The following is a 25,151-nucleotide window of genomic DNA, read 5'->3' as shown; positions in this document are numbered from 1 at the left end:
GCGGCGATGACGTAAGGTCGTCGGCGGAGGCGTGCGAGCGCCTGGTGGGCTCCCCGGCCTTCAAAGCCGGCGGACCCGAGCATCTCGGGTCGGCGGGTTCGATTCCCGTACGCCTCCGTCGCCCTCCCCCGCCTCGCCTCCCGCGTCCCCGCCCGGCCGGACCCCGGGGCGGTCAGGAGGAGCACACGTACCGCCGGACCGCTTCGAGCACCCGCTCGGCCTCGTCCGGGCCGAGCCCGCCGCCGAAGCGGGCGCGCACGTCCTCCACGAGCCGCCGCGAGGACGCGCCCTCGGCGATCTCCCGGCAGAGGGCCCGGGCGTTGCCGATCGCCGTCTCCTCGTTCGCGGCGAGGGAGGGGTCGATCTCCACCAGCGTGGTCATGTACGCCATCCGCTCGTCGGGCGCCAGGCTCCCCGGCCCGCCGCTCGAGCCGCCGGCGTCCGCGGCGGCGCTCGTCGCGGGCCCCGAGGCCGCGGGGCTCCCGGCGGCGCCGTCGTCGGATCCGCCGCCGCAGCCGGCGAGCAGCACACCGCACACCACCACAGAAGTGACCATGCGTCGCATACGGGGACGATAGCCCCGTGCGTCACCGCCGTTCCGGGCGCGAAGGCGGCACTGTGGCGATTCCCAACCCGGCTCGGGGCGCCGTGTGAGCCGACCGCACGAGCGGCGGGACCCCGCCCGGACCGACGTCCCGATCGCCGGATCCCGCGCCCCGACCGCGTGGGACGCCCGCCGGACGGGACGGCCCCTTCATGGTCAAGCCGGGCTCACGGTAGCGTCACGAACGCGTCCGGCAACGCTTGTCACGGGGAGCGGGAGATGGGTCAATTGCTTTCACGGTCCGTTCACCTCCCGACGGGGGGCACGACACAGTGGAGGCGCCCGTGCGCGAAGGACCCATGGAACGGGTCCCGATGACCCGCCCCTTCTGGGAAGCGCTCACCGACGAGGAGCGGGCGGCGCTGAGCCGGGCGGGCCGGATCCGCACCTTCCGCCCCGGCGGCGAGGCGCTCACCTTCGAGGGCGACGTCTCCGCGCACATGCTCGTCATCCTGGACGGGTGGGCCAAGGTCGTCTCCCCCACCGACTCCGGCAAGGAGGTGGTGCTGGCCGTACGGGGGCCCGGCGACATGGTGGGCGAGATCTCGGCGATGTTCGACCGGCCCCGCACCGCCACCGTACAGGCGCTGGTGCCGCTCCGCGCGCTCAGCGTGCCGGCGGCCCGGTTCAAGGCGTTCCTGGACGAGCACCCGCGCAGCTGGTGGCCGCTGATGGCGACCATCGTGGACCGCATGGGCGAGCTGGGCAACCGGCTGCGGGTGAACGCCGGCGCGGACGGCACCTGCCGGCTGGCGCACCTGCTGGTGCACCTGGCCGAGGTGTCGCTGCGGTACACCGAGCCGGGGCCGGACGGCCAGATCCCGATCCTGCCCCCGCTGTCGCAGGCCGACCTGGGCAGCTGGGTGGACGCCTCCCGGGAGACCGCCGCCCGCGGCTTCGGCGAGCTGCGCGAACGCGGGCTGGTGCAGACCGCCTACCGCAAGGTCACCGTGCTGGACCTGCCGGGACTGCGGGAGTTCGCCGCCCGCTGCGCCGAGGACTGACCCCGGCCGGCCTGCTAGCGTGCCCGTCGTGAGCGATGTGAACGACGCCGTGCAGGAATACGCCCCCACGTTCCGGATGGTCGACCTCGACGGGGACGGGTTCATCTCCGTGGAGGAGCTGAAGAGCCTGATGAAGGCGCTCGGCCAGGAGATCAGCCATGCCCGCGCGGTCGAGGTGATGGTGGAGGCCGACGGCAGCCGCGACGGGAAGATGTCGCTGGAGGAGTTCGCCGCCTTCATGACCCGGAACGCCGGGCGCTGAGGCGGACCGGTCGGCACCGGCGCGGTCGCCGGCTCCGCCGCGCCGGGCTCCTCGACGCTCCCCGACATCCCCCTGGCGCCCCGGCGAGCCGAGGCGAGGGCGGTCGCGGGACGAGCCGGCCGTTCGCGCGTCGGCCGCCCGGCCCCGGAGGCCGGGCGGCGCGGCCCGTCACGACGGCCCGGCCGCCCGCACGCCGAGGGCGGGGCGCACCGCCGCCGGACCTCCTCCCTGCGCTCCGCCCGGCCTCCCGGCGCTCCGTTTGGAACGCCCCGTGCGGGTAGTCGCTCCCCGAGGAGCGCAAGGGCGGGGTGAAGGACCGCCGGGAGGGCGGCGTGTGCGTGCGGCTCCCCCACCGCCCGCATGCCGGCGTCGTCGCCGGGTCCGCGACCCCGGAAACCGCCCGCCGCCGCAAAGCCGGCGCCGCGCCGCGGAGGCCGTCTCCCCCGGCGGCGGACACGGCCCGTGCCGGGGCCCGGTCCGACGGCGGAGGCCCGACGCCCCGCGGGGACGTGGAGGAGTGCGGATGAAAGCAGTGACCTGGCACGGAAAACGCGACGTGCGGGTCGAGCGGGTGCCCGACCCCGCGCTGAAGGAGCCGACCGACGCCATCGTGCAGATCACCACCACCGCGATCTGCGGCTCGGACCTGCACCTGTACGAGGTGCTCGGGCCGTTCCTCGCCGAGGGCGACATCCTGGGGCATGAGCCGATGGGGATCGTGGAGGAGGTCGGTCCGGAGGTCTCCCACATCAAGCCGGGCGACCGGGTGGTGATCCCGTTCAACATCGCCTGCGGGCACTGCCGCATGTGCGCCATGGAGCTGTACGCGCAGTGCGAGACCACCCAGGTCCGCGACCAGGGGATGGGCGCGGCGCTGTTCGGCTACACCCGGCTGTACGGCGAGGTGCCCGGCGGGCAGGCCGAGTACCTGCGGGTGCCGCAGGCCCGGTTCGGGCCGATCAAGGTGCCCGAGGGGATGCCGGACGAACGGTTCGTGTACCTGTCGGACGTGCTGCCCACCGCCTGGCAGGCGGTCGCCTGGGCCGACGTCCCGGACGGCGGCAGCGTGACCGTGCTGGGACTCGGGCCGATCGGGCAGATGTGCGCCCGCATCGCCCGCCACCTGGGATACCGCGTGATCGGCGTGGAACGGGTCCACGAGCGGGCGGAGATGGCCCGCCGGCACGGCGTCGAGGTGCTGGACCCCGGCCGGGTGGACGCGGCCGCCGAGGAGATCCGCGAGATGACCGAGGGGCGCGGCACCGACGCGGTGATCGACGCGGTCGGGATGGAGGCGCACGGCTCCCCCGGCGCCAAGCTCGCGCAGACGGTGACCGGTCTGCTGCCGGATCGGGCGGCGGCCGGCCTGATGGAGCGGGCCGGGATGGACCGGCTGGCGGCGCTGCACCAGGCGATCGACATCGTCCGGCGCGGCGGCACCGTCTCGATCATCGGGGTGTACGGCGGGATGACCGACCCGCTGCCGATGCTGCGGATGTTCGACAAGGGCGTCACGCTGCGGATGGGGCAGGCCCACGTGAAACGGTGGATCGACGATCTGATGCCGCTGGTGACCGACCCCGCCGACCCGCTGGGCACGGAGGATCTGGCCACCCATCGGCTGCCGCTGGAACGGGCCCCGTACGGCTATGAGATCTTCCAGAAGAAGCGGGACGGGGCCATCAAGGTTCTATTGCGACCGTGAACGAAGGGTGATCGGAAGGCTTTGCACAAGTAAGCTGGGAGTGCGGTGAGGCCCTCCGCCGAGCCGCCTGCGCCGGGAGCCTGGATCCCCGCACTCCAGGAGGCCGCCGTGTCCGCATCATCCGCCCCGCCGCGCATCATCGTCGGAGTCGACGAGTCCGACGCCTCGCGCTGGGCGCTGTCCTGGGCACTCGGCGAGGCCCGGTTGCGCGGCATGGAACTGCTGCTGGTGCACGTCGCCCCGGTGCCCTCGTACGCGGCGGCGGCCGGGGTGCCCGCCCACGGCACGGCGTGCGAGCTGCGGGAGGCGGGCAGCGAGCTGATCACCCGGCTGCTCGCCGAGCTGCGCTCCAGCGGCGGCTGCGACCCGGCCCGGGTGTCGGGCATGACGCTCCTCGGCGCGCCCGGCGACGCGCTGGTGCGGCTGGCCCGCGAGGAGGACATCCTGGTGGTGGGGCGCAGCTCGCGGAGCCTGCTGTCGCGGCTGGTGCGCCCGTCGGTGCACCGGCACTGCGCCGCCCACGCCCGATCGACGTTCATCTCCGTGGCCCCGCCGAAGATCGGGTCGCTCACCGTCCCCGGCGGCGAGGAGCGCCCGGCCCGTCGCCGGCTGTGGGGGCGCCGCCAGGGGACCGACGGCTGACCGGGGACCGTTTCCCAGGTTCTTCCCAGGATTCCCCGGCCTTGATCCCAGCCTCTCCCGGTTGGCTGGGAGGCATGAGGTTCGATGTCAAGACCACCGCCGTCGCCGTGGCGGTGACCGGTCTGCTCGGCGCCGGTCTGTACGCCGCCGTCCCCGCCCCCGCGACGGCCTCCGGGAAGGCTCCGACCGCCGTCGCGCCCGACGACCGCGCCCGCCGTCCCTTCGAGCGGCTGCGCGATCGGGGCGGACGGACCGTCCGCGGCGAGACCGTGGTGCGCCGCGACGACCGTTTCGTGACGATGGCATGGCAGAACGGCGAGATCGTCGCGGCGTCCGCCGGGTCGATCACGGTCCGCAGCGCCGACGGGGTCGCCTGGCAGTGGACGCTGGACCCGCAGGCCAGGATCCGCAAGAACGGGGAGAAGGCCGAGGCGTCCGCCCTGGCCCGGGGAGACCGGGTCAAGGTCCTCGGCGTCCGGGCCGGCACGGTCCGCACCGCCAAGGGGGTGATCGCACCGCGCCGCCCATAGCACCATCTTCCTCATGAAATCCCTCATGAGCGCGGACGACGCCGGTCGCCCGCGGCGGGTGCTGGTCGTCGACGACGAGCCCGACATCCGCGACTTGGTGCAGGTGGCGCTGCGCTTCCACGGCTTCGCCCCGGTCGCCACGGCGACCGGGGCCGAGGCCCTGCGCCTGGCCGAGCAGGAGCGGCCCGACCTCATGGTGCTGGACGTGATGCTGCCGGACCTGGACGGGTTCGAGGTGTGCCGCAGGCTGCGCGCCGCCGGACGGGACGTGCCGGTCATCTTCCTGACCGCCCGGGACACCCCCTCGGACACGGTCACCGGCCTCACCCTGGGCGGCGACGACTACGTCACCAAGCCGTTCTCGATCGAGGCGCTGGTGGCGCGGATCAGGGCGGTGCTGCGGCGGGCGGCGCCGCCGCCTCCGCCGCGGGACGAGGAGAAGGTGCTGCGGGTCGGCGACCTGGAGCTGGATGAGACGAGCTGGACGGCGCGGCGCGGCGATGCGGTCGTGGAGCTGTCGGCGACCGAGTCCCGGTTGCTGGCGTATCTGATGTGCAACGCCGGACGGGTGCTGACCCGCGCGCAGCTCGTCGAGCACGTGTGGGGCTGGGACCGGGGAGGCGACACGCAGATCCTGGAGACCTACATCAGCTATCTGCGCCGCAAGCTGCATCCGCACGGACCGCCGATCATCCACACCCGGCGCGGGATCGGCTACACGCTGCGGCCGTGAGCCTGAACGCCCGGCTGGTCGCCGGACTGCTGGCGGTGACCGGCGCAGGACTGCTGATCCTGGGCGCGGTGAGCGCGCTGGTGCTGCGCGGCTACCTGCTGGACCGGGTCGACGCCCAGCTGGAGGCTGCGCGCAAGCGGGCGGTGATCCGGCTGGTGCGACCGGGGCTGCCCGCCGAGGGGCCGGCGCCGGCCCGGTACGTGGTGGTCGGGGTGCGGCCCGACGGGGAGATCCGGGTCTACAGCGGCACGGTCCTCGATCCCTCCCCCGTCCTGGAGGAGCTGCGCCGAACGGATCCTGCGGCGCTGGCGCGGCGGGCGGCCTCCGGTGGGCCGTTCGACCTGGGGGGCGCCCGGGCGGTCGCCCGGAGGGACCGGACCGGCACGGTGGTCGTGGTGGCGGCGCCGCTGCAGGAGATCGACGCGGCGGTGCGGCGGCTGGTGCTCACCGAGCTGGTGACCGGAGCGGCGCTGATGGCGGGGCTGGCGCTGGCGAGCCGGTGGCTGATCGCGCGCGGGCTGGCGCCGCTGGACCGGATGGCCGCCACCGCGCAGGCGGTGGCGACCGGCGGGGACCTGCGCGCCCGGATGCCGGTGAAACGGCCCGACAGCGAGGTGGGGCGGCTGGCAGTGGCGATCAACGTGATGCTGGACCGGATCGCCGAGGCGTTCGCCGCCCGCGCCCGGTCCGAGCAGCGGCTGCGGGACTTCGCCGCCGACGCCTCGCACGAGCTGCGCACCCCGCTGACCACCATCCAGGGGTACGCCGAGCTGTACCGGCACGGCGCGCTGGAGGACCTGCCGGACGCGATGCGCCGCATCGAGGAGGCGGCCGGGCGGATGAACCGGCTGGTCGGGGAGCTGCTGGAGCTGGCGCGGCTGGACCGGGACGCGGGCCTGCAGCCCGCTCCGACGGATCTGGTGGCGCTGGCGCGCGACGCCGTCGCCGACGCGCAGGCGGTCGGCGCGGACCATCCGGTGACGCTGCGGGCTCCGGACGAGCTGGTCGCCGAGGTCGACCAGGCCCGCATCCGGCAGGTGCTGGCCAATCTGCTGACCAATGTGCGGGACCACACCCCGCCCGGCACCGCGGCCGAGGTGCGGCTGGCGCGACGGGCGGACGAGGTCGTGCTGGAGGTCGAGGACCGGGGGCCGGGCATGGCGCCGCAGGACGCGGCCCGGGCGTTCGACCGGTTCCACCGGGCCTCCCGGACGTCCGGCAAGGGCACCGGATTGGGCCTGTCGATCGTGGAGGCGATCGCCACGGCGCACGGCGGGCGGGCGACGCTGTGGTCGGCGCCCGGGAAGGGCACCCGGGTGCGGATCGAACTGCCGTGCCGGCCCCGGACGGTCGCTCGGCCCACGGGGCGATCGTCCGCGCCGCCCCGGCAGGGGGCGGGGTAGGCGCCGGAAGGGGAGTCGTGCGGGCGGTCGCCCGGGTCCGCCGGTGGGCCGCACCGCCGGATCGTCGGTCCTCTCCGCGCACGCGACGAGGTACGGTCGCCCCATGGGCCGAGTGACCGTCCGCAGACCGGTTCTCAAACTGAAGGTGAGCGGGGAGCCGATCCGCCGCCCCGACACCCTGGCCGTCGAGGAGCCCCTGGAGATCCGGGTGGACGGCCGACCGCTGACCATGACCATGCGCACCCCCGGTGACGACTTCGACCTGGTCACCGGATTCCTGGCGGCCGAGGGGGTGATCGCCGGACCGGGCGACGTGCGGACGATGCGGTACTGCGCCGACGCCGCCGAGCAGAACGTGCTGGACGTGACGCTGGCCGAGGGGGTGGCGCCGCCGGACGCCCTGGCCGCGCGGGCGTTCCAGACCACCAGCGCCTGCGGGGTGTGCGGCAAGCAGAGCATCGAGGCGCTGCGCACCTTCGCCCGCTACGACCTGACCGCCGACCCGGTGCGGGTGGATCCCCGGGTGCTGGCGGAGCTGCCGGATCGGCTGCGGGCCGCGCAGCGGGTGTTCGACCGCACCGGCGGGCTGCATGCGGCAGGGCTGTTCGACGCCTCGGGCGAGCTGCTGGCGATCCGCGAGGACGTGGGCCGGCACAACGCGGTGGACAAGGTGATCGGCTGGGCGCTGCGGGCGGACCTGCTGCCGCTGACCGGGCGGATCCTGATGGTCAGCGGGCGGGCCTCGTTCGAGCTGGCGCAGAAGGCGCTGCAGGCGGGGATCCCGGTGCTGGCGGCGGTGTCGGCGCCGTCCTCGCTGGCCGTGTCGCTGGCCGAGGAGAGCGGGATGACGCTGGTGGGGTTCCTGCGCGGGGAGTCCATGAACGTCTACTGCGGGGCCCGCCGGCTCCAGGTCTGATCCCGGCGTCCCCTCGGGCGTTTGTCATCGCGGCGCCAATCCCGTGGGGGAATTTGTGGCCTGACGGGCAAGACGGCGCCCCGCGGCCGGGCTTGACTGCTCTGCCTGAACTGCATGACGACCTGCACTCTTTCGGTGCCACGGCCGAGGTGAGGAGAGGACATGACGACTTCGGCGGGATCCGGCGGCGCCGCGTTCGAGATCGACGAGCGGCATCCCCCGATCAAGACGCGACGGGTGTCGTTCGACTGGTCCGACACGCCCTTGCACTGGATCCCCGGCGATCCGGTGGCCACCCACATGATCAACTCGTTCCACGTGGTGCTGCCCGAGGGCGAGAAGTGGTTCATCAACTGCGTCAAGGCCGCCCTGCCCTACGTCGCCGATGAGCGGCTGCGGAAGGAGATCAAGGGCTTCATCGGGCAGGAGATGGTGCACTCCCGCTCGCACCAGGGGGTGCTGGACGACCTGCTGGCGGCCCACGGCATCGACGTGAAGCCGATCACCGAGCCGGCCGCGCGGGGCAACGCCGAGTGGACCGCCCGGATGGCCGAGCTGGAGCGGCGGCGGCCCCGGCTGTTCCGCAAGCGGCTGCTGTTCGAGCTGGGGGCGGTGGCGGCGATCGAGCACTACACCGCGGTGCTCGGGCAGTGGGTCATGGACAACGACCGGCTGGACGCGGCCGGGGTGGACCCGATGATGCTGGACCTGCTGCGCTGGCACGGCGCCGAGGAGGTCGAGCACCGGTCGGTGGTGTTCGACGTCTACCGGCACCTGGGCGGCGGATACCTGATGCGGGCGGCCTCCTGGGCGGTCGCGCTGTTCTTCCTGTACTGGGCGCTGATCGGGGGGACCCTGCTGTTCCTCAAGCAGGACCCCTACGTCAAGGGCGAGGTGACGCCGTGGCGGGTGTACCGCTCCTACCGGCGCTCGGTGCGCAAGGGGCTGATCCCCGGGATCTTCAAGCTGCTGCTCGGCCAGGCCCCGGTCTATCTGCGCCCCTCGCACCACCCGTCGAAGGTGTGCTCGACCCGGCAGGCGCTGGAGTACCTGATGCGCTCCCCCGCCGCCCGCGCCGCGGGGTACGCCCCGTACTGACCGCGGCGGCGCGGCGCGTCGCTTGACCCGCGGAGCCGCCGTGCGATTCATTGACCCGGTGTCCAATGCTTCGGTGGTGCGCGACGAGGTGGTGACCGCGCCCGGCGGGGTGCGGCTGGCCGTCCGGCGGCAGGGCGACCCCTCCCGGCCGATCGTGCTGCTGGTGCACGGTTATCCCGACACCAAGGCGGTGTGGGACGAGGTCGTCGACGCCCTGGCGGAGCGCTTCCACCTCGTCCGGTACGACGTGCGCGGCGCGGGGGACTCCTCCCGCCCGTCCGGGGTCGAGCCGTACGCGTTCGAGCACCTGATGGCCGACCTCGGCGCGGTGCTGGACGCGGTCGCCGGGGATCGCCGCGTCCATCTGGTGGGCCACGACTGGGGGTCCATCCAGGGGTGGGAGGCGGTCTGCACGATGCCCGGCCGTTTCGCCTCGTTCACCTCGATCTCGGGGCCGTGCCTGGACCATGTGGGGCAGTGGATGCGGACGCGGCTGGCCGGACGGTCGGCGCGCGGGCTGCGGCAGGCGGCGGGCCAGGCGCTGCGGTCGGCCTACATCGCGTTCTTCCGGGCTCCGGTGCTGCCGGAGGCGATGTGGCGGGCGGGCGGCGGACGCCTCTTCACGGTCGCGCTGCGCGGCGAGGGCGTGCGGCCCCGGCCCGGACATCCGGCGCGGACGCTGACCGACGACGCGGTGGCGGGGCTGGGGCTGTACCGGGCCGACATGCGCGAACGGCTGCGCCGCCCCCGCGACCGGCGCACCGACGTGCCGGTGCAGGTGATCGTGCCGACCCGGGACCTGTTCGTGTCCCCGCACCTGGTGGCCGGGCTGGCGGAGCGGGCCCCGGACCTGTCGCTGCGGACCGTCCGGGCGGGTCACTGGGTGCCGCGCACCCATCCCGACGTGATCGCCCGCTGGGTCCGCGAGCACGTCACCCGGGTGGAGGGCGGGCCGCTGACGGAGGAGGAGCGGCGCGCACTGGAGCGGGCGCGGGTGCGCTCCCGGGCGTGAGGGCGGCGCCGCGGTTCGCCGCTCAGGTCCCGGACGCCCGCGGCGGCGGAGAGGCCGGGAGCGGCTTGATCTCCAGCGCCGGGATGAACACATGCGCCAGGGGCCCGATGGTCACCGCGTACAGCAGGGTGCCGATCCCCACCGTGCCGCCCAGCAGCCAGCCGGCCGTCACGACGGTCACCTCGATGCCGGTGCGGACCACGCGGATGGAGTGGCCCCGGGCCGCCAGCCCGGTCATCAGGCCGTCGCGCGGGCCCGGCCCCAGGCCGGCGCCGATGTAGCAGCCGGTGGCGAATCCGCCGACCAGGATCGCCGCGATCAGGTACGCCCAGCGCGCGGCGGTCGGCTCCGGATCGGGCAGCACCGCCAGGAACAGGTCGGCGAACAGCCCGACGAAGATCACGTTGCTGACGGTGCCGAGGCCGGGCCGCTGCCGCAGCGGGATCCACAGCAGCATCACCACCGCTCCGGCGATGATGATCCAGGCTCCGATGGACAGCCCGAACCGCAGCGCCAGGCCCTGATGGAACACGTCCCAGGGGTCGTTGCCCAGCCCGGAGGCCACCTGCAGGGCGATGCCGAGACCGTAGAGGGCCAATCCGCCGTACAGCTGGACCAATCGCCGGATCCACAGCCCCGTCCGCCCGCCGGACGGCCCGTGGCGGCGCCGGTCCGTCGATCCGGACCGGTTCGCGGCCGGACCCGGTCCACCGCGGGAATCGGCGCCGAGCCGGGACGCGCGGAGCGCGTGAGCGATCACCATGGACGTCGTTCCTCACCGAGACTTGAGGCCACTTGCGGAAAACCGATCCCAGGGTGGACCGGATTGGCTTGCCATTTAAGAGCCAATCAATGAAAGTGGCCTGTATGAGCACCCGCCACATCAGCGGACCGCAACTGGCCCGGCTGCTCGGAGCCCCGCCGCGGGAACGGCCCTACTACACCGCCCTGGCCCGGGCGGTCCGCGGTCTGATCCTGGGCGGACAGCTGCCGCCGCGGGTCCGGCTGCCCGCCGAGCGGGACCTGGCCGCCGCCCTCGGCGTCAGCCGCACCACGGTCACCGCCGCCTACGACGCACTGCGCGCCGAGGGCTACATCGCCAGCCGGCAGGGGGCCGGGAGCTGGACCGCGCTGCCGCAGACGCCGCCGGCCACGACCCGCCAGGCCGTCACCCGCTTCGGCATCGTCTCCGCCCCCGCGGGCGACACGGAGACCATCGACCTGGGATGCGCCGCGCCCCCCGCACCCGCCGTCTTCGCGGAGGCGGCCGCCGAGGCCGTCGCCGAGCTGCCCGAGTACGCCCGCGGCGCCGGATACGAACCGGCCGGGCTGGCGGTGCTGCGAGAGGCGATCGCGGCCCGCTACACCGAACGGGGCGTCCCCACCCGGGCCGATCAGATCATGGTGACCACCGGCGGGCAGCAGGCGCTCTCCCTGATCGTCCAGACCCTGCTGAACCCCGGGGATCCGGTGCTGGTGGAGCGCCCCACCTACCCGCACGCCCTGGACGCGTTGCGCCGCCGGGGCGCGCGGCTGGTGCCGGTGGGCGTCACCGGCGGCTGGGACCTGGAGCTGCTGGCGGCGAGCATGCGGCAGGCCGCGGTCCGCGCCGCCTATGTCATCCCCGACTTCCAGAACCCGACCGGCCACCTGTTGGACGACGCCGGGCGGGCCGCGCTGGTGGAGGCGGCGCGGGCGGCCGACGCGTTCCTCATCGTCGACGAGACCTTCGCGGAGCTGGGACTCGACCCGGACGCCCCCCGGCCGCTGCCGGTGGCCCGCCACGACGCCGGCGGCCGGGTGATCAGCGTGGGTTCGGCCTCCAAGCTGATGTGGGGCGGCCTGCGGGTCGGATGGATCCGGGCCACCGCCCCGCTGCTGCGCCGGCTGGTGACCACCCGCGAGTCCGTGGACATCGCCGGGCCGGTGGTCGACCAGCTGATCACCGCCCGGCTGATGGAGCGGATCGAACAGATCCGCGCCGAACGCGCACGGGCCCTGACCGCCTCCCGCGACGCCCTGGCCGGCGCGCTGCGCGAGCTGCTGCCGGACTGGCGGTTCACCCTCCCCGGCGGGGGCATGATCGTGTGGGCGCGGCTGAGCGCCCCGGTCGCCACCCTGGTCGCCGAAGCCGCGTGGCGGCGCGGCGTCCGCGTGGTGCCCGGCCCGGCGTTCGCGGTCGACGGCGTCCTGGAGGACTGCCTGCGCCTGCCGTACGTGCTGCCGCCGGACCGGCTGCGCACCGCGGTCGAGCGGCTGGCCGGCGCCTACCGGGAGATCGAGACGGCCCCGCCGCCCCGGCCTCTCCCCGCCTACGTCTGAGCGCCCCGGGAGCCGGTCCCCGGCCGCCGCGCGCGACCGGCCCGCCCGGCCTCGGGGATCGCCTCTCGCGGGACGTCCCGGTCGCCCGGGCGGCACCGCCCGCCGCGGGCCCGTCTCCCCGGCGCGGTCGCGGCCGCCGGCCCGGTCGGGGCGTCACCCGTGCAGATAGCCGACCAGGTGCTCGCGCTCGGTCTCCAGCTCGTCGATGGCGCTCTTGACCACGTCGCCGATGCTGACCAGGCCGACCATGCGACCGTCGGAGACGACCGGCACGTGCCGGATGCGATGCTCGGTCATGGTCTTGCGCAGGTCGTCCACGGCCTCGTCGGGGGCGCAGGTGCGGACCTGCTCGGTCATGATCTGGGACACGGGGGCGTCCAGCAGGGCCGCACCGCGCTCGTGCAGCCGCCGGACCACGTCCCGCTCGGAGACGATCCCGGCGATCGCGGCGCCGTCCGGAGAGACCACCACCGCGCCGATGTTCAGCTCGGCCAGCCGGGCCAGCAGCTCCCGGACGGTCGCGTCGGGGCGCACCGTGGCGACCGCATGACCTTTCTTCCGCAAGATGTCGCTGATGCGCATGGACCACACTCCGCCAGGGATAGGGTGCAAGGCTCTTGCTGACACCGTCGCACGTTCCGGCCGTGCGGAAAAGTCCCACGTCGGAGGGTGTTCGGCGGACCGTTCCAGGGCGCCGCGGCGATCCGCCTCCGCCCGCCTCGCGCCGGGCCCGTGGCGCGGGGCGGGCGCGGTCGAGGCCGAGGCCCGCGCCCGGCGTTCAGCCCAGCCGCAGCCGCACCGCCTGCTCGGCGGCGTCGGCCAGCAGCCGGCCCGCGTCCGCGATCATCTCCGCGGTGCCGCGCGGCCCGTCGGCGATGCTGAACGCCGCCGTCAGCCCTCGGGCGTGCAGCCCGGCCAGCGGGCCGGCCACCGTTCCGGCCAGCGCCACCACCGGCACCCCGGCGCGGGCGGCCCGTCCGGCGACCACCGACACCACCTTCCCGGCGGCGCTCTGGGCGTCCAGCCTCCCCTCCCCGGTGATCACCAGGTCCGCCCCGGCCACCGCGGCGTCCAGCCCCACCAGGTCGGCGACCAGCTCCCCGCCGGGGGCGGTCTCGGCTCCGAGCACCCCGACCAGCCCGCCGCAGGCCCCGCCCGCGGCCCCGGCGCCCGGCAGATCGTGCACCCGGACGCCGAACCGGGCGGCGATCACGTCGGCGAGCCGGGTCAGCGCCGCGTCCAGCTCCCGCACCTGCTCGGGCGTGGCGCCCTTCTGCGGCCCGAACACCGCCGCCGCACCGTCCGGCCCGACCATCGGGTTGGTGACGTCGCAGGCGACCCGCAGCCGCGTCCGGCGGATCGGCTCGGGCACGCCGGAGTCGTCGATGTCGGCCAGCCGCGCCAGCGCCCCTCCCCCGGGCGGCAGCTCCGCACCGTCGGCGCCGATGAACCGGACGCCCAGCGCGCGCAGCAGGCCGGCGCCGCCGTCGCTGGTGGCGCTGCCGCCCAGGCACACCAGCACCTCCTCGGCCCCCCGCCGCACCGCGTCGGCGATCAGGGCCCCGGTGCCGGCGGTGTCGGCGCGCAACGGGTCGCGTTCGTCCTCGGCGACCAGCGGCAGCCCGGAGGCGGCGGCCAGCTCCACCACCGCCGACCGGCCGTCGCCCGACAGCCCGTAGCGGGCGCGGACCGGGCGGCCCAGCGGGTCGGTGCACTCCAGCCACGCCTCGGTGCCGCCGAGCGCGCCGAGGAAGCAGTCCACGGTGCCCTCGCCGCCGTCGGCCATCGGCACCCGCACCACCTCGGCGTCGGGCACCGCCCGACGCACCCCCTCCTCGAGGGCCGCGCACACCGCGGCGGCGTCCAGGCTGCCCTTGAACGAGTCGGGGGCGAGCACCACGCGCATCCCGGCGGGCCCCTCAGGACTCGGCGGCCAGGGTGCTCAACGCGTCCACGAAGTCGCGCGGCAGCCTCAGCGCCCCGTCCTCGTACCGGGTCTCCAGCAGGATCATCTCTCCGCCGCGCCGCCAGAACAGGTGCGGGCTGAGCGACCCCGGCCCCTGCTCGTACGCCTGATGCGCCTGCACCTGCAGCTCGTGCGCCGCCGCCAGCACCATCCGGTAGCCGGCGCGCGGCCGGATCGGGTGGGCCATGATCAGGCTGCGGTTCGGTGCGATCACCAGCGCCCCGCAGGGGCCGATGTCCAGGTACTCCTCCAGCCAGGCCAGATGAGTGGCGGCGTAGAAGCTCCAGCCGTGCAGCGCAGCCACCGGCGCCCCGCCGAGCGTCGAGTCCTCGACCTGCAGCGGGCCGTCGGCGCGCACGTTGGCCCGGCCCAGCATGAACAGCGCGTCCCCGGACACCGGCCAGCCGTTCATCTCGTCGACGGTGACCGTGCGGACCGTGGTGGGGGTGTCCACCACCACCGCCTCGATCAGCCCGGGCGCGAACGGCCGGGACGCCAGCATCCCGTTGTCGGCCTCCGCCGGGTAGATGCGGGTCCGCAGCAGATGCTGCGCCAGCTCGAAGTTCGACAGGTCCAGCGGCTCCTCGATCGCGGTGACGATCGTGGAGATGTGGTCCGACACCAGTGCGGGCCAGTCGTCACGCGGCACCTGCCGGGCCAGCTGACGCAGGTTGCGCATGCTGACGTGCAGCCGGCTGGCCCCCTCCAGCAGCATGATGTCGCCCGGCATTCTCCGGCAGGCGTACCCGAGGCTCTCCGCCACGAGGACGACGAGCGAGTCCAAGGTGCCGTCCGCCTCGTTCAGAGCGCCCCCGTGCATCCCACCCCTCCTTGCTCCGCAACGGATAGAGCTTGGCAGGCGAAGGTCACGAAGGAAAGTCCCGCCGATCACGAAGCGCCGTCGATCGGCGCGCCCGCGATGGCCCGCACCAGTCGGGGCAGCGAGTCGGAGATCGGTTCGCGCACCACCGCGTCGGCGAGGGGGTCATAGGGGGTGGGCTCGGCATTGACGATCACCAGCCGGGCCCCGTGCTCGACCGCCTCCGGGCACAGCCCGGCGGCCGGGTGCACGGTCAGCGAGGTGCCCACCGCCAGGAACAGGTCGCACTCGCGCGCCGCCCGCACCGCGGCCTCCAGCACGTCCGGCTTGAGCGCCTGCCCGAACGAGATCGTCGCCGACTTCTGGATGCCGCCGCACTCCAGGCAGAGCGGATCCTCCTCGCCCTGCTCCACCCGGCGCAGCACCCGGCGCATCGGGGTGCGCGCCCCACAGGCCAGGCACTCGGCCTCGTGCATGGTGCCGTGGATCTCGATCACCAGGTCCGGGCTCGACCCGGCGGCCTGGTGCAGCCCGTCGATGTTCTGGGTGACGACGGCGCGCAGCCGGCCGGTGCGCTCCAGCTCCACCAGGGCGGCGTGGCCGGCGTTGGGGCGGGCGGTCAGCCCGGGGTGGTTCAGTCGGGCCTGCCAGGAGCGGCGCCGCACCGCGGGGTCGGACAGGTAGGCGTCGATGGAGGACAGCGCGGCGGCGGCCGGATCCTTGGTCCACACGCCCTGCGGCCCGCGGAAGTCGGGGATGCTGCTGTCGGTGCTGATGCCCGCGCCGGTCAGCACGGTGATCGAACGGGCCTGCGGCAGCCATGCGGCGAGGGAGTCGGGCAGGTCCATGCCCCAAGATTAAGGTCCGGGCGCCGGACCTGCGGTGGTGCGTCCGGCTCGTCTCACCCGCCCGACCTCGTCACGGTCGGTAATAAGTCCACGTCACGACGCGGCGCAGGCCGCGGAACCCGGCCACGAGTGGGAGACTGGAGGTCGCTATGAGGCCCACCCCGCACATCCTGGTGATCAACGGCACCAAGGTCCGCCGGCCGGTGTTCATCCTGGGCGCCCCGCACTCGGGGACCGAGCTGCTGGCCCGCGCCGTGAAGAGGTCGCCGGGCTTCCACCTGACGCACGGCCGTCCCGAGCTGCTCCGGGTCACCTACGCCTTCGCCCGCCGCCCGGCCATCGCCGGCGAGCGGGGCCGGGGCGCGGCCCGGGTGCTGCGCGACGCCTACGCCACGACATGGCAGCTCACTCCGCAAGGGTGCGCGCAGTGCCCGCCGGAGTGCCGCGCCGCGGCGGGGCTGCCGCCCGCCGACTCCCCCGCCGCCCGGACCGCCCCGCAGACCTGCGAGCGGCCCCGCGGGGTGTACCGGTACGCCGACGCCGCCCCCGACCTGCTCTACAGCGCCGACGTGCTGCTGGACGCGTTCCCCGACGCCCAGCTGCTGCAGGTGATCAGGGACGGCCGGGACGTGGTGGCCGACATGCTGAACGACGAGCGCTGCCTGGCCTGGTTCAAGCCCGGGGTGGCCAACCTGGACGAGGTGTTCCCCAACCCGTTCCTGGGGGTGGAGGAGCCCATCGATCGGGACCGGTGGCCGAAGGCCGCCCCGGCGGTCAAGTGCGCGCTGCGGTGGCGCGGCTCGGTGCGCCTGTCGGCGCGGCTGCGCGCCCAGACCCCTGAGGATCAGCTCTACACGGTCCGGTACGAGGACCTGGTGACGCGTCCGGAGGAGGTCACCGAGCGGGTGTCGGAGTATCTGGGCGCGCAGATCACCCCGTTGCCCAAGGCGGAGCTGGTGCGGATCGCCGACCGCGGTCCCGGCGCCGTGGGGGCCTGGCGCGACCGGCTGACCCCCCGGCAGCTCGTGCAGGTGGAGCGGGTCGCGGGCCGGGAGCTGCGCCGCCTGGGCTACACCCTCAGTGTCGCCGGATGAACCGGTCGAGGCCCGGGACGTGGGGGGCGACCCAGCCGATCACCATGCCGGCGGCTCCCAGGCCGAGGAACAGGATGGCGTACCGCCCCGCCCCGCTGCGCAGCGGGTTGCCGACTCTGAGTCTGAAGCGGGCGGCCGGAAGGGTGGCCGGACGCATTCCGTTCACCTCCACATCGCAGTGATCGCGTCCTGACGCTGGATGAGTCTCGACCATGACGTCGTCCGATGACGGGAGGTTTGCGAACGTCTCTCGGCCGGGCTAACCTCGGCCCCCGACGTCCCGCCGGTCACGACGGTCACTGCGGTGCGGTACCCCGTCGGGCCCGTTCCCCTCGCCCGGCCGGCGGCAACGGTCGGCAATGATCCGGTCATTCGGCGGCCAGCGGGGCGGGCCGCCGGCCGTCGTCGGACCCGGACTCCTGCCGGGCGAACTGGGTGCGGTACAGGTCCGCGTACAGCCCGCCGGCCAGCAGCAGCTCCTCGTGCCGGCCGCGCTCGACGATCCGCCCGTCGTCGACCACCAGGATCTGGTCGGCCTCCCGGATCGTCGACAGCCGGTGCGCGATCACCAGTGAGGTCCTCCCGGCCAGGGCGGTCCGCAGCGCGCGCTGCACGGCGGCCTCGGACTCGGAGTCCAGATGCGCGGTGGCCTCGTCCAGGACCACCACCGAGGGGGCCTTGAGCAGCAGCCGGGCAATGGCCAGCCGCTGCTTCTCCCCGCCGGACAGGCGGTAGCCCCGCTCCCCCACCACGGTGTCCAGCCCGTCGGGCATGGCCTCCACCAGGTCCCAGATCTGCGCGCTGCGCAGCGCCTCGACGATCTCCTCGTCGGTGGCGTCCGGGCGGGCGTAGCGCATGTTCTCCCGGATCGAGTCGTGGAACAGATGGGGGTCCTGGGGGACCACGCCGACGGTGTCGCGCAGCGACTGCAGGGTGACGTCCCGCACGTCCTGCCCGTCGAGCCGCACCGCCCCCTCGGTGACGTCGTACAGCCGGGCCACCAGGTGGGTGATGGTGGTCTTGCCCGCCCCCGAGGGCCCGACCAGCGCCACCAGCTCGCCCGGCCGGGCGGTGAACGTCACATCGCGCAGCACCTGCCGGCCCGGCGCCGTGTCGGTCCGCGCGATCGACTCCAGCGAGGCCAGCGAGACCTCTTCGGCGGAGGGGTAGCGGAACCCGACGCGGTCGAACTCGACGGCGGGGGCCCGGCGGTCGTCGGCCCGGCGCAGCGGAACGGCGTCGGGCCGTTCGGCGATCATCGGCTCCAGGTCCAGCACCTCGAAGACCCGGTCGAAGCTCACCAGCGCGGTCATCACGTCCACCTGGACGTTGGACAGCGCGGTCAGCGGACCGTACATGCGGGTGAGCAGGGCGGCCAGCGCGACCAGGGTGCCGAGCTGGAAGCCGCCCCCCACCACCAGCACGCCGCCGACGCCGTACACCATCGCGGTCGCCAGCGCGGCGACGAGGGTGAGGGCGACGAAGAACACCCGTCCGTACATCGCCGAGACCACGCCGATGTCACGGACCCGTCCGGCCCGTTCGGCGAACATCCGCGACTCGTCCTCCGGGCGGCCGTACAGCTTGGCCAGCATGGCGCCGGCCACGTTGAACCGCTCGGTCATCAGCGAGCTCATCTCGGCGTCCAGCTGCATCTGCTCACGGCTGATGCGCTGCAGCCGCCTGCCCACCCATTTGGCCGGCACGATGAAGATCGGCAGCAGCACCAGCGCGATCACGGTGACCTGCCAGGACAGCCAGAACATCGCGCCGAGCACCAGCGCCAGGCTGATCACGTTGGAGACCACCGACTGCAGGGTGGTGGTCAGCGCGCGCTGGGCGCCGATCACGTCGGTGTTGAGCCGGCTGGTCAGCGAGCCGGTCTGGGCGCGCATGAAGAACGCCACCGGCATCCGCTGCACGTGGTCGAACACCTGGGTGCGCAGGTCGTAGATCAGCCCCTCGCCGATCCGCGCCGAATACCAGCGCTGCGCCAGCGAGAGCATGGCCTCCACCAGCGCCAGGCCGGCGACCGCCAGCGCCAGCCAGATCACCACGTCCGAGCGGCGCGGGAGCACGCCGTGATCGATGATCGCCTTGAGCAGCAGCGGCCCGGCCACCACGATCGCCGCCGCCAAGGCGTTCAGCAGCAGGAACAGCACCAGCTCGCGGACGTAGGGACGGGCGTATCCGGCGATCCGGCGGACGGTCCCGGGCTTGAGCTTGGCGTTGGTGACCGACCGGTCGCGGCGGTATGAGGCCATCACCTGCCAGCCGTTGCCCGGCATTCCCGGCATCCCCATCGACGCCCTCCCGCGTGATCAAGTAATCAGCCGGCACCCGGCCTCAACGTACCGAGCACCGGCCTGCTTCCCGGATCAGCTATGGGCGAAGATCCCCTTCGCCGTCCCGATTCCGGCGAAGACCGTGCGGGGCCCTCCCGTCGAGGGCCTCACGAGGAGGCCGAGAGCGCCCGCAGTCGGGCCAGCTGCTCGCGGCGTTCGGCGGCGCACTGCTCCTCGAGGGTGTTGGAGGGGGCCTGACGGAGCAGCCGTTTGGTGGCGACCGCGGCCTCGGCGTTCACCGCCAGCAGGGCCGACACCAGCTCGTCCACCGCCGTGTCGAGCTCGGCGGCGGGGACCACCCGCTCGGCCAGGCCGAGCCGTTCGGCCTCGGCGGCCGGGACCTTGCGAGCGGTCAGGCAGATGTCCATCGCCCGGTTGGGCCCGACGATGTCCACCAGCGGCTTGGTGCCGGTCAGGTCGGGCACCAGGCCCAGCGTCGGCTCCTTCATGCAGTACCAGGCGTCGTCGGTCATCACCCGCAGGTCGCAGGCCAGCGCGAGCTGGAAGCCGCCGCCGATGGCGTAGCCGTGCACCGCGGCGATCGAGACGATCTCCGGGCGGCGCAGCCACAGGTAGCCGGCCTGCAGCTCGGCGATGAAGCGGTCGGCCTCCTGGGGGTCCTCCCCGGACGGCCCCTGGTTGAACATTCCCAGGTCGATGCCCGCGGAGAAGGCCTTGCCGGCGCCGCGCACGACGACCACCCGCACCGAGCCGGGCAGCGTCTCCCCGATCCGGGCCAGGGTGCGCCACATCGCGAACGTCATCGCGTTGCGCTTGTCCGGCCGGTCCAGCGTGATCGTCGCCACCGGGCCCGCGACGTCCAGCCGCAGCCCGGCCTCCGCCAGCGTCTCGGCGGGCACCGGCGACCCGTCCTGCTCTGCCCTCGCGTCCACCAGGACGTCTCCTTTCCGTCGTGGCGGCCTGCGCGGGCCGGGCGCCCGCCCGACCGCCGCCGCGACCGAACCTTACTCGGTCACGGTGCGGCGGCGGTCCAGGCGCACGCTCGCACCGAGGCGGTGCGGCCGGACGACCGGCGCCGGCGCACCGTTCCCGGGGCGGCCTCCCGCCCCGGCGGTCAGGACTTCTTACCGCGAGTCGCGCCGCCGCGCCCGCGCAGGTTGACCCCGGATTCGGTGAGAATCCGGTGAATGAACCCATAAGAGCGGCCGGTGGCGGCGGCCAAGGCACGGATGCTCTCGCCGGAGTCGTACCTCTTCTTCAGTTCGGCTGCCAGCTTGTCGCGCTCGGCACCGGTCACGCGGGTGCCCTTCTTGAGGGTCTCGGCCACGAGTACCTCCCGTAGTGATGTGGTGACCGCTGCGTTATCCCCCGCCATGATCAGTCATTCCCGCCCGATCGGCTACCCACTACGCCAGAAAAGATCTGTCTGTTTGCCGTGCCGGTCACGCAAGTGCCACCAGATCGGCAAACTCGTCACTCCAGATGTCCTCGACACCATCGGGCAGCAAAATCACTCTTTCCGGGGCGAGCGCCTCCACCGCGCCCTCGTCGTGGGTCACCAGCACGATGGCGCCGCGGAAGGTGCGCAGCGCCGCCAGGATCTCCTGCCGGCTGGCCGGATCGAGGTTGTTGGTCGGCTCGTCCAGCAGCAGCACGTTGGCACTGGAGACCACCAGCGTCGCCAACGCCAATCGGGTCTTCTCTCCCCCGGAGAGCACTCCGGCGGGCTTATCCACATCATCCCCGGTGAACAGGAACGAACCCAAGATCTTGCGCATCTCGGTCTCGGGCAGGTCGGGCGCCGCCGAGCGCATGTTCTCCAGCACGGTGCGCTCGGCGTCCAGCGTCTCGTGCTCCTGGGCGTAGTAGCCCAACCGCAGCCCGTGTCCGGCCACCACTCGCCCGGTATCGGGCTTGTCCAGCCCGGCCAGCAGCCGCAGCAACGTGGTTTTCCCCGCGCCGTTCAGGCCGAGAACGACCACCCTGCTGCCGCGGTCGATGGCCAGACTCACATCGGTGAAAATCTCCAAGGATCCGTAGGTTTTCGACAAACCTTCGGCGATGAGCGGTGTTCGCCCACAGGGTGCAGGATCCGGAAAACGGATTTTCGCGACCCGGTCCGCCTTCCGCTCCTCTTCCACTCCGGCGAGCAGCCGCCGTGCACGACGGTCCATTTGCTGCGCCGCCTTCGCCTTGGTGGCCTTGGCGCGCATCTTGTCGGCCTGAGCCATCAGCGCCGCCGCCTGCCGCTGCGCGTTGGCCCGTTCACGCTTGCGGCGCCGCTCGTCGGTCTCCCGCTGTTTCAGGTATGCCTGCCAACCGACGTTGTAAATATCGATCACACACCGGTTGGCGTCCAGGTGGAACACCCGATTGACCACCGCGTCCAACAGGCCGACGTCGTGGCTGATCACCACCAGCCCGCCGGAGTGCGAGCGCAGGAACTCGCGCAGCCACACGATGGAGTCGGCGTCCAGGTGATTGGTGGGCTCGTCCAGCAGCAGCGTCTCCGCCCCGGAGAACAGGATCCGGGCCAGCTCCACCCGCCGGCGCTGCCCGCCCGACAGCGCGCCCAGCGGCTGCCCCAGCACCCGGTCCGGCAGTCCCAGGCTGGAGGCGATGGAGGCGGCCTCGGCCTCGGCGGCGTACCCGCCGAGCACGTGCAGCCGCTCCTCCAGCCGTCCGTAGCGGCGCACCGCCCGGTCCCGCTCGGCACCGGAGGCGGCGGCCATGGCCTCCTCGGCGGCGCGCAGCCCGCGCAGCACCTCGTCCAGTCCGCGGGCGGACAGGATGCGATCGCGCGCCGACTCCGTCAGGTCCACCTCGCGAGGGTCTTGCGGCAGATAGCCGATCAAGCCCCTGCGGGTCACCGTGCCGCCGGCGGGCAGCGCCTCGCCGGCCAGCACCTTGGTCAAGGTGGTCTTCCCGGCGCCGTTGCGGCCCACCAGGCCCACCCGGTCGCCGGGGTTGACCCGGAAGGTGGCCTTCTCGATGAGCAGTCGGGATCCGGCGCGCAGCTCGATATCGGTGGCGTTGATCACGATGACAGGGCTCCCAGGACGACGGGCCGCTCATGGACCGGTGAGGAGGCGACAGGCGGCCGGAGGGGCGTGGTCAGGACGGGACGCGCCGGGAAGCGGTCGCCACGGCGCGTCCGGAGGGCCTGTCAGATCGACAGCGGCATCCGCCCAGTGTACGGGAGCGCGGTGCGACGGCCGGGAGCCGCGGTCCCCGGCCGGGCCGCGGGAGGAGGGCCCGGCACGGCTCCGCGCCACAGGCGGCGGGACGTTCCGCGTCCGGCGCGGGCCGGGCGCCCTGGCGGTGCGGCGGTGATCCGCGCGCCGGTCACCCGGCGGCGTCCGCCGCCGGGAGCCGCCCCCGGCCGGGGTCCGCCCTGAGACCGTCGAGGATCACGGTGGCGAGGGTGTCGTCCGGCCGCGCCCCCGGACGGCACATGACGACGCTGAGCAGCTCCACGACCTCCTGCGGCGCGATGTCCGTGCGCAGCGCGCCCTCGCGCTGCGCGCCCTCGGCTATCTCGGCGTAGAGCGCGTTCAGGGCGGAGATCAGGCCGCACACCTCCGAGCGCTCGTCCTCGGCGGGCGACCAGGACTTCAGCAGGGCCAGCGGCAGCCCGACGCTGTGCTCCACGATGAGCAGCAGGACCTGCCACCGCGAGACGGGCCGCGCGGCGAACTCCCGGGCCGCCTCCAGCAGCCGCCGCACCGTGTCGGCGGCGATCTCCTCCATCAGCGCCCGCCGATCCGGGAAGTGGCGGTAGAGCGTGCCGATGCCCACGCCGGCCGCCCGGGCGATCTCCTCCATCGAGGCCGTCGGCCCCTGTTCGGTGAACGCCTCGATCGCGGCGCCGACGATGCGCGCGCGATTGCGTCGTGCGTCGGCACGCATGGCCTCGCCCCCCCAGGAATCGGAATCACGGATTCCTCTTACTGTAGGCTCGCTTATCGGAAGCGGAACATCCGATTCATGTTGGAGTGATCATGCTGCTGGGAGTGCACCTGTTCGACCTCCCGTCGGAGGTGGACGAGATCGTCGCCCGGGCGCGGGCGGCGGCCGCCGCCGGATTCCACGGCGTCTACTTCAGCCATGTCGACTCCTGGGACGCCCTCGGCCTGGCCGCGCTGGTCGCGCGCGAGGTGTCCGGGATCGAGGTCGGGACGGCGGTGACGCCCACCTATCCGACCCACCCGATGGCGATGGCCGCTCAGGCGCTCACCGCCCAGGCGGCGGCCGGCGGCCGCCTCACCCTCGGCGTGGGGCCGAGCCATCCGCCGATCGTCGAGGGCCGGTACGGGCTGCGCTACGAACGGCCCGTCCGGCACGTCCGCGAGTACCTGACGGTGCTGACGTCCCTGCTGCGGGGCGAAGAGGTGGACTTCCGCGGGGAGACGCTCAGCGCCTCCGGCGGCGTCCGGGTGCCCGTCCCCGCGCCGCCCGCCGTGCTGCTGGCGGCGCTCGGACCGATGATGCTGCGGCTCGCGGGGGAGCTGGCGGACGGAACGGTCACCACCTGGACGCGCCCGGAGGGGATCGGCGAGCACGTCGCACCGGCGATCACGCGCGCGGCGGCCGCCGCGGGACGCCCCGATCCCCGCATCGTCGTCACCGCCCTGGTGAGCGTCACCGCCGATCCCGAGGGGGTCCGCGAGCGGGTCGCCGAGAGCCTGGGCATGGCGAACGGGCTCCCCGCCTACCGGGCGATGCTCGACCGGCAGGGCCTGTCGGCGGTCCACGAGACGGTGATCGCCGGAGACGAGACGGAGGTGGAGCGGACGCTGCGGGCCTACGCCGACGCGGGGGCCACCGAACTGGCGGCCGGCCTGATCGGCGACGCCGACGACCGGCGGCGGACCTGGGAGCTGCTGTCCTCCCTGGCCGGGGGCGGGCGAACGACGGAACGCGGACCCGCCTGAGCCGCTGCGGGAGCGGGCGGGTCCGGCCGCTCCCGCGGCGGCCCGCACCGGTCCGGGGCGTCACCGCCCTCACCGGCCCGTGCGGGTCCGTGCGCGTTCTGCGGCCCCCGCCCCGGGCGACCCGGGCGGCGCGGAACGCCCCGGCCGAGCGCGTCCCGGCCGGCCGGTCACGGCCCCGGCGCCGGGACGCCCCGTCAGTCCCGTTCGACGGCCAGGCGCTGGGCGATGAAGTGCTGCAGGCGCTGCAGCCCGCCCGCGCCCAGCATGCCGATCTGCCCCTCCAGGTCCCGCAGCACCGTCTCGGTGTCCCTCACCACCTCCGAGGACTGCATCAGCACGGTCCCCTCGCCGGTGAAGTCGAACTGGTGCTCCTCCCCCGACGTCCCGCGGATCCCCAGCAGCGAACCGGCCGTGCCGAGCACGCCGCGCACATAGCTGTGGTCGTAGTGATGGCACGGCGACGGACAGTCCGCCCACCCCAGCAGCGCCTGCGGGTCGACCCGGACCGGCGGCTCCACGAAGTGCACCGGGCCGTTGGAGGCGGCGATGAACCGGCCGGTGCCGATCAGGGTGAGGAAGCCGGGGATGATCGACTGCTTGAGGTCCAGGCCTGGCTCGAAGGCCAGCAGGTTGCCCGCCCGGATGGTGAGGTTGCCGTCGGTCAGGTCGTAGGAGTTGACGTCGAAGCCCCGGTCGGCCAGCAGCAGCTTGCCCTGCCCCTGGGCCACGATCCAGTCGCGGGCGTACAGCGGCGAGTGGAAGTTCGCGGCCACCAGCGCGTCCAGCGGACCCGCCGACAGCGACTCGAAGCGGATCTGCCCGTAGTAGGCGATCATCTTGCCCTTCTGCGCGAACCACTGGCCGTTGAGGTCCACGCAGAACACGTACGGGTTGACGTTGTCGTTGGAGGGCAGGGACACCCGGTTGTAGGTGGGAGTGGTCATCGGTTCGG

Annotated in this window: 26 protein-coding genes and 1 tRNA gene; 14 read left to right on the top strand and 13 right to left on the bottom strand. The window is 73.9% G+C overall.

Going from position 1 to position 25,151, the window contains the following annotated elements:
- The first annotated feature begins 25 nt into the window (after window positions 1-25).
- Window positions 26-118: transfer RNA gene (locus EIO00_RS08050), tRNA-Sec, on the top strand.
- A gap of 54 nt (window positions 119-172) precedes the next feature.
- Here EIO00_RS08050 and EIO00_RS08045 read toward each other — a convergent pair.
- Entirely contained in the window at window positions 173-565 is a 393-nt protein-coding gene (locus tag EIO00_RS08045; RefSeq protein ID WP_140176725.1) for a DUF732 domain-containing protein, read from the bottom strand.
- Between the two features lie 323 nt (window positions 566-888).
- Here EIO00_RS08045 and EIO00_RS08040 point away from each other — a divergent pair, with 323 nt between their 5' ends.
- The 10 genes from EIO00_RS08040 to EIO00_RS07995 all read left to right on the top strand — a co-directional run bounded on the left by EIO00_RS08040 (window position 889) and on the right by EIO00_RS07995 (window position 9,909).
- Complete coding sequence (locus EIO00_RS08040; protein WP_241661210.1) at window positions 889-1,608, top strand: Crp/Fnr family transcriptional regulator; 720 nt, start codon at window positions 889-891, stop codon at window positions 1,606-1,608.
- Between the two features lie 28 nt (window positions 1,609-1,636).
- Complete coding sequence (locus EIO00_RS08035) at window positions 1,637-1,870, top strand: EF-hand domain-containing protein (protein WP_277752863.1); 234 nt, start codon at window positions 1,637-1,639, stop codon at window positions 1,868-1,870.
- Between the two features lie 523 nt (window positions 1,871-2,393).
- Window positions 2,394-3,575: a zinc-dependent alcohol dehydrogenase gene (locus tag EIO00_RS08030; RefSeq protein WP_140176724.1), complete on the top strand. Its 1,182-nt coding sequence runs from the start codon at window positions 2,394-2,396 to the stop codon at window positions 3,573-3,575.
- Between the two features lie 108 nt (window positions 3,576-3,683).
- A complete protein-coding gene (locus tag EIO00_RS08025; protein ID WP_206664073.1) occupies window positions 3,684-4,217 on the top strand; it encodes a universal stress protein in 534 nt (177 codons plus the stop codon).
- Between the two features lie 74 nt (window positions 4,218-4,291).
- Window positions 4,292-4,747, top strand: coding sequence for a hypothetical protein (locus tag EIO00_RS08020; protein ID WP_140176722.1), 456 nt, complete (start codon window positions 4,292-4,294; stop codon window positions 4,745-4,747).
- A gap of 13 nt (window positions 4,748-4,760) precedes the next feature.
- Window positions 4,761-5,480, top strand: coding sequence for a response regulator transcription factor (locus tag EIO00_RS08015; RefSeq protein ID WP_241661209.1), 720 nt, complete (start codon window positions 4,761-4,763; stop codon window positions 5,478-5,480).
- Window positions 5,477-6,883 carry a sensor histidine kinase gene (locus EIO00_RS08010; protein WP_140176720.1) on the top strand — a complete coding sequence of 469 codons (1,407 nt, stop codon included), beginning with the start codon at window positions 5,477-5,479 and terminating at the stop codon, window positions 6,881-6,883. Before EIO00_RS08015 ends, EIO00_RS08010 begins: the two co-directional genes overlap by 4 nt.
- A 103-nt stretch (window positions 6,884-6,986) precedes the next feature.
- Window positions 6,987-7,799, top strand: coding sequence for a formate dehydrogenase accessory sulfurtransferase FdhD (fdhD, locus tag EIO00_RS08005; protein ID WP_140176718.1), 813 nt, complete (start codon window positions 6,987-6,989; stop codon window positions 7,797-7,799).
- A 162-nt stretch (window positions 7,800-7,961) separates the two neighbouring features.
- A complete protein-coding gene (locus EIO00_RS08000) occupies window positions 7,962-8,897 on the top strand; it encodes a metal-dependent hydrolase (protein ID WP_140176716.1) in 936 nt (311 codons plus the stop codon).
- Between the two features lie 40 nt (window positions 8,898-8,937).
- Window positions 8,938-9,909 carry an alpha/beta fold hydrolase gene (locus EIO00_RS07995; protein ID WP_241661208.1) on the top strand — a complete coding sequence of 324 codons (972 nt, stop codon included), beginning with the start codon at window positions 8,938-8,940 and terminating at the stop codon, window positions 9,907-9,909.
- A gap of 22 nt (window positions 9,910-9,931) precedes the next feature.
- On the opposite strand, the gene yczE is transcribed toward EIO00_RS07995, so the two are convergent.
- Window positions 9,932-10,543 carry a membrane protein YczE gene (gene yczE, locus EIO00_RS07990; protein WP_140176913.1) on the bottom strand — a complete coding sequence of 204 codons (612 nt, stop codon included), beginning with the start codon at window positions 10,541-10,543 and terminating at the stop codon, window positions 9,932-9,934.
- Window positions 10,544-10,776: 233 nt separating this feature from the next.
- Between yczE and yczR the strand changes: the two genes are divergently transcribed.
- Window positions 10,777-12,231, top strand: a complete 1,455-nt coding sequence (yczR, locus tag EIO00_RS07985) for a MocR-like transcription factor YczR (RefSeq protein WP_140176714.1) — start codon at window positions 10,777-10,779, stop codon at window positions 12,229-12,231.
- A gap of 153 nt (window positions 12,232-12,384) precedes the next feature.
- On the opposite strand, the gene EIO00_RS07980 is transcribed toward yczR, so the two are convergent.
- The 4 genes from EIO00_RS07980 to EIO00_RS07965 form a co-directional block, all read right to left on the bottom strand.
- Window positions 12,385-12,813, bottom strand: a complete 429-nt coding sequence (locus EIO00_RS07980) for a CBS domain-containing protein (RefSeq protein ID WP_140176712.1) — start codon at window positions 12,811-12,813, stop codon at window positions 12,385-12,387.
- 196 nt (window positions 12,814-13,009) lie between these two features.
- Window positions 13,010-14,137 (bottom strand): glycerate kinase, encoded by a 1,128-nt coding sequence (locus EIO00_RS07975; protein ID WP_140176710.1) that lies wholly within the window; start codon window positions 14,135-14,137, stop codon window positions 13,010-13,012.
- Between the two features lie 13 nt (window positions 14,138-14,150).
- Window positions 14,151-15,017, bottom strand: coding sequence for a hypothetical protein (locus EIO00_RS07970; RefSeq protein ID WP_140176709.1), 867 nt, complete (start codon window positions 15,015-15,017; stop codon window positions 14,151-14,153).
- Between the two features lie 68 nt (window positions 15,018-15,085).
- Complete coding sequence (locus EIO00_RS07965) at window positions 15,086-15,865, bottom strand: SIR2 family NAD-dependent protein deacylase (protein ID WP_140176707.1); 780 nt, start codon at window positions 15,863-15,865, stop codon at window positions 15,086-15,088.
- Window positions 15,866-16,014: 149 nt separating this feature from the next.
- On the opposite strand from EIO00_RS07965, the gene EIO00_RS07960 reads away from it, so the two are divergent.
- Window positions 16,015-16,959: a sulfotransferase gene (locus tag EIO00_RS07960; RefSeq protein ID WP_140176705.1), complete on the top strand. Its 945-nt coding sequence runs from the start codon at window positions 16,015-16,017 to the stop codon at window positions 16,957-16,959.
- Here the strand turns inward: EIO00_RS07960 and EIO00_RS07955 are convergent.
- The 6 genes from EIO00_RS07955 to EIO00_RS07930 all read right to left on the bottom strand — a co-directional run bounded on the left by EIO00_RS07955 (window position 16,943) and on the right by EIO00_RS07930 (window position 23,174).
- Window positions 16,943-17,125, bottom strand: a complete 183-nt coding sequence (locus EIO00_RS07955) for a hypothetical protein (RefSeq protein ID WP_140176703.1) — start codon at window positions 17,123-17,125, stop codon at window positions 16,943-16,945. The genes EIO00_RS07960 and EIO00_RS07955 overlap by 17 nt on opposite strands.
- A 202-nt stretch (window positions 17,126-17,327) precedes the next feature.
- Complete coding sequence (locus tag EIO00_RS07950) at window positions 17,328-19,256, bottom strand: ABC transporter ATP-binding protein (RefSeq protein WP_422100033.1); 1,929 nt, start codon at window positions 19,254-19,256, stop codon at window positions 17,328-17,330.
- A 155-nt stretch (window positions 19,257-19,411) separates the two neighbouring features.
- A complete protein-coding gene (locus EIO00_RS07945; RefSeq protein ID WP_422100032.1) occupies window positions 19,412-20,200 on the bottom strand; it encodes an enoyl-CoA hydratase/isomerase family protein in 789 nt (262 codons plus the stop codon).
- 179 nt (window positions 20,201-20,379) lie between these two features.
- Entirely contained in the window at window positions 20,380-20,592 is a 213-nt protein-coding gene (locus tag EIO00_RS07940; RefSeq protein WP_012852589.1) for a helix-turn-helix domain-containing protein, read from the bottom strand.
- A gap of 115 nt (window positions 20,593-20,707) precedes the next feature.
- Window positions 20,708-22,306 (bottom strand): ABC-F family ATP-binding cassette domain-containing protein, encoded by a 1,599-nt coding sequence (locus EIO00_RS07935; protein WP_140176697.1) that lies wholly within the window; start codon window positions 22,304-22,306, stop codon window positions 20,708-20,710.
- Window positions 22,307-22,610: 304 nt separating this feature from the next.
- Window positions 22,611-23,174, bottom strand: coding sequence for a TetR/AcrR family transcriptional regulator (locus tag EIO00_RS07930; RefSeq protein WP_140176695.1), 564 nt, complete (start codon window positions 23,172-23,174; stop codon window positions 22,611-22,613).
- 92 nt (window positions 23,175-23,266) lie between these two features.
- Between EIO00_RS07930 and EIO00_RS07925 the strand changes: the two genes are divergently transcribed.
- Window positions 23,267-24,199, top strand: coding sequence for a TIGR03564 family F420-dependent LLM class oxidoreductase (locus EIO00_RS07925; protein WP_140176693.1), 933 nt, complete (start codon window positions 23,267-23,269; stop codon window positions 24,197-24,199).
- Between the two features lie 194 nt (window positions 24,200-24,393).
- Here the strand turns inward: EIO00_RS07925 and EIO00_RS07920 are convergent, their stop codons facing one another.
- Entirely contained in the window at window positions 24,394-25,143 is a 750-nt protein-coding gene (locus EIO00_RS07920; protein WP_140176691.1) for an AIM24 family protein, read from the bottom strand.
- Window positions 25,144-25,151: the final 8 nt, after the last annotated feature.

The organism is Thermomonospora catenispora (assembly GCF_006363815.1).
Lineage (GTDB): Bacteria > Actinomycetota > Actinomycetes > Streptosporangiales > Streptosporangiaceae > Thermomonospora > Thermomonospora catenispora.
Note: the sequence above shows the minus strand (reverse complement) of the source record. Positions and strands in the feature narration are given on the sequence as shown.

Excerpts from the sequence above, each read along its gene's own strand:
- EIO00_RS08045 (WP_140176725.1), bottom strand. The coding sequence starts at position 565 with ATGCGACGCATGGTCACTTCTGTGGTGGTGTGCGGTGTGCTGCTCGCC.
- EIO00_RS08030 (WP_140176724.1), top strand. The coding sequence starts at position 2,394 with ATGAAAGCAGTGACCTGGCACGGAAAACGCGACGTGCGGGTCGAGCGG.
- EIO00_RS08020 (WP_140176722.1), top strand. The coding sequence starts at position 4,292 with ATGAGGTTCGATGTCAAGACCACCGCCGTCGCCGTGGCGGTGACCGGT.
- EIO00_RS08015 (WP_241661209.1), top strand. The coding sequence starts at position 4,761 with ATGAAATCCCTCATGAGCGCGGACGACGCCGGTCGCCCGCGGCGGGTG.
- fdhD (WP_140176718.1), top strand. The coding sequence starts at position 6,987 with ATGGGCCGAGTGACCGTCCGCAGACCGGTTCTCAAACTGAAGGTGAGC.
- EIO00_RS08000 (WP_140176716.1), top strand. The coding sequence starts at position 7,962 with ATGACGACTTCGGCGGGATCCGGCGGCGCCGCGTTCGAGATCGACGAG.
- yczR (WP_140176714.1), top strand. The coding sequence starts at position 10,777 with ATGAGCACCCGCCACATCAGCGGACCGCAACTGGCCCGGCTGCTCGGA.
- EIO00_RS07980 (WP_140176712.1), bottom strand. The coding sequence starts at position 12,813 with ATGCGCATCAGCGACATCTTGCGGAAGAAAGGTCATGCGGTCGCCACG.
- EIO00_RS07975 (WP_140176710.1), bottom strand. The coding sequence starts at position 14,137 with ATGCGCGTGGTGCTCGCCCCCGACTCGTTCAAGGGCAGCCTGGACGCC.
- EIO00_RS07970 (WP_140176709.1), bottom strand. The coding sequence starts at position 15,017 with ATGCACGGGGGCGCTCTGAACGAGGCGGACGGCACCTTGGACTCGCTC.
- EIO00_RS07965 (WP_140176707.1), bottom strand. The coding sequence starts at position 15,865 with ATGGACCTGCCCGACTCCCTCGCCGCATGGCTGCCGCAGGCCCGTTCG.
- EIO00_RS07960 (WP_140176705.1), top strand. The coding sequence starts at position 16,015 with ATGAGGCCCACCCCGCACATCCTGGTGATCAACGGCACCAAGGTCCGC.
- EIO00_RS07950 (WP_422100033.1), bottom strand. The coding sequence starts at position 19,256 with ATGCCGGGAATGCCGGGCAACGGCTGGCAGGTGATGGCCTCATACCGC.
- EIO00_RS07930 (WP_140176695.1), bottom strand. The coding sequence starts at position 23,174 with ATGCGTGCCGACGCACGACGCAATCGCGCGCGCATCGTCGGCGCCGCG.
- EIO00_RS07925 (WP_140176693.1), top strand. The coding sequence starts at position 23,267 with ATGCTGCTGGGAGTGCACCTGTTCGACCTCCCGTCGGAGGTGGACGAG.
- EIO00_RS07920 (WP_140176691.1), bottom strand. The coding sequence starts at position 25,143 with ATGACCACTCCCACCTACAACCGGGTGTCCCTGCCCTCCAACGACAAC.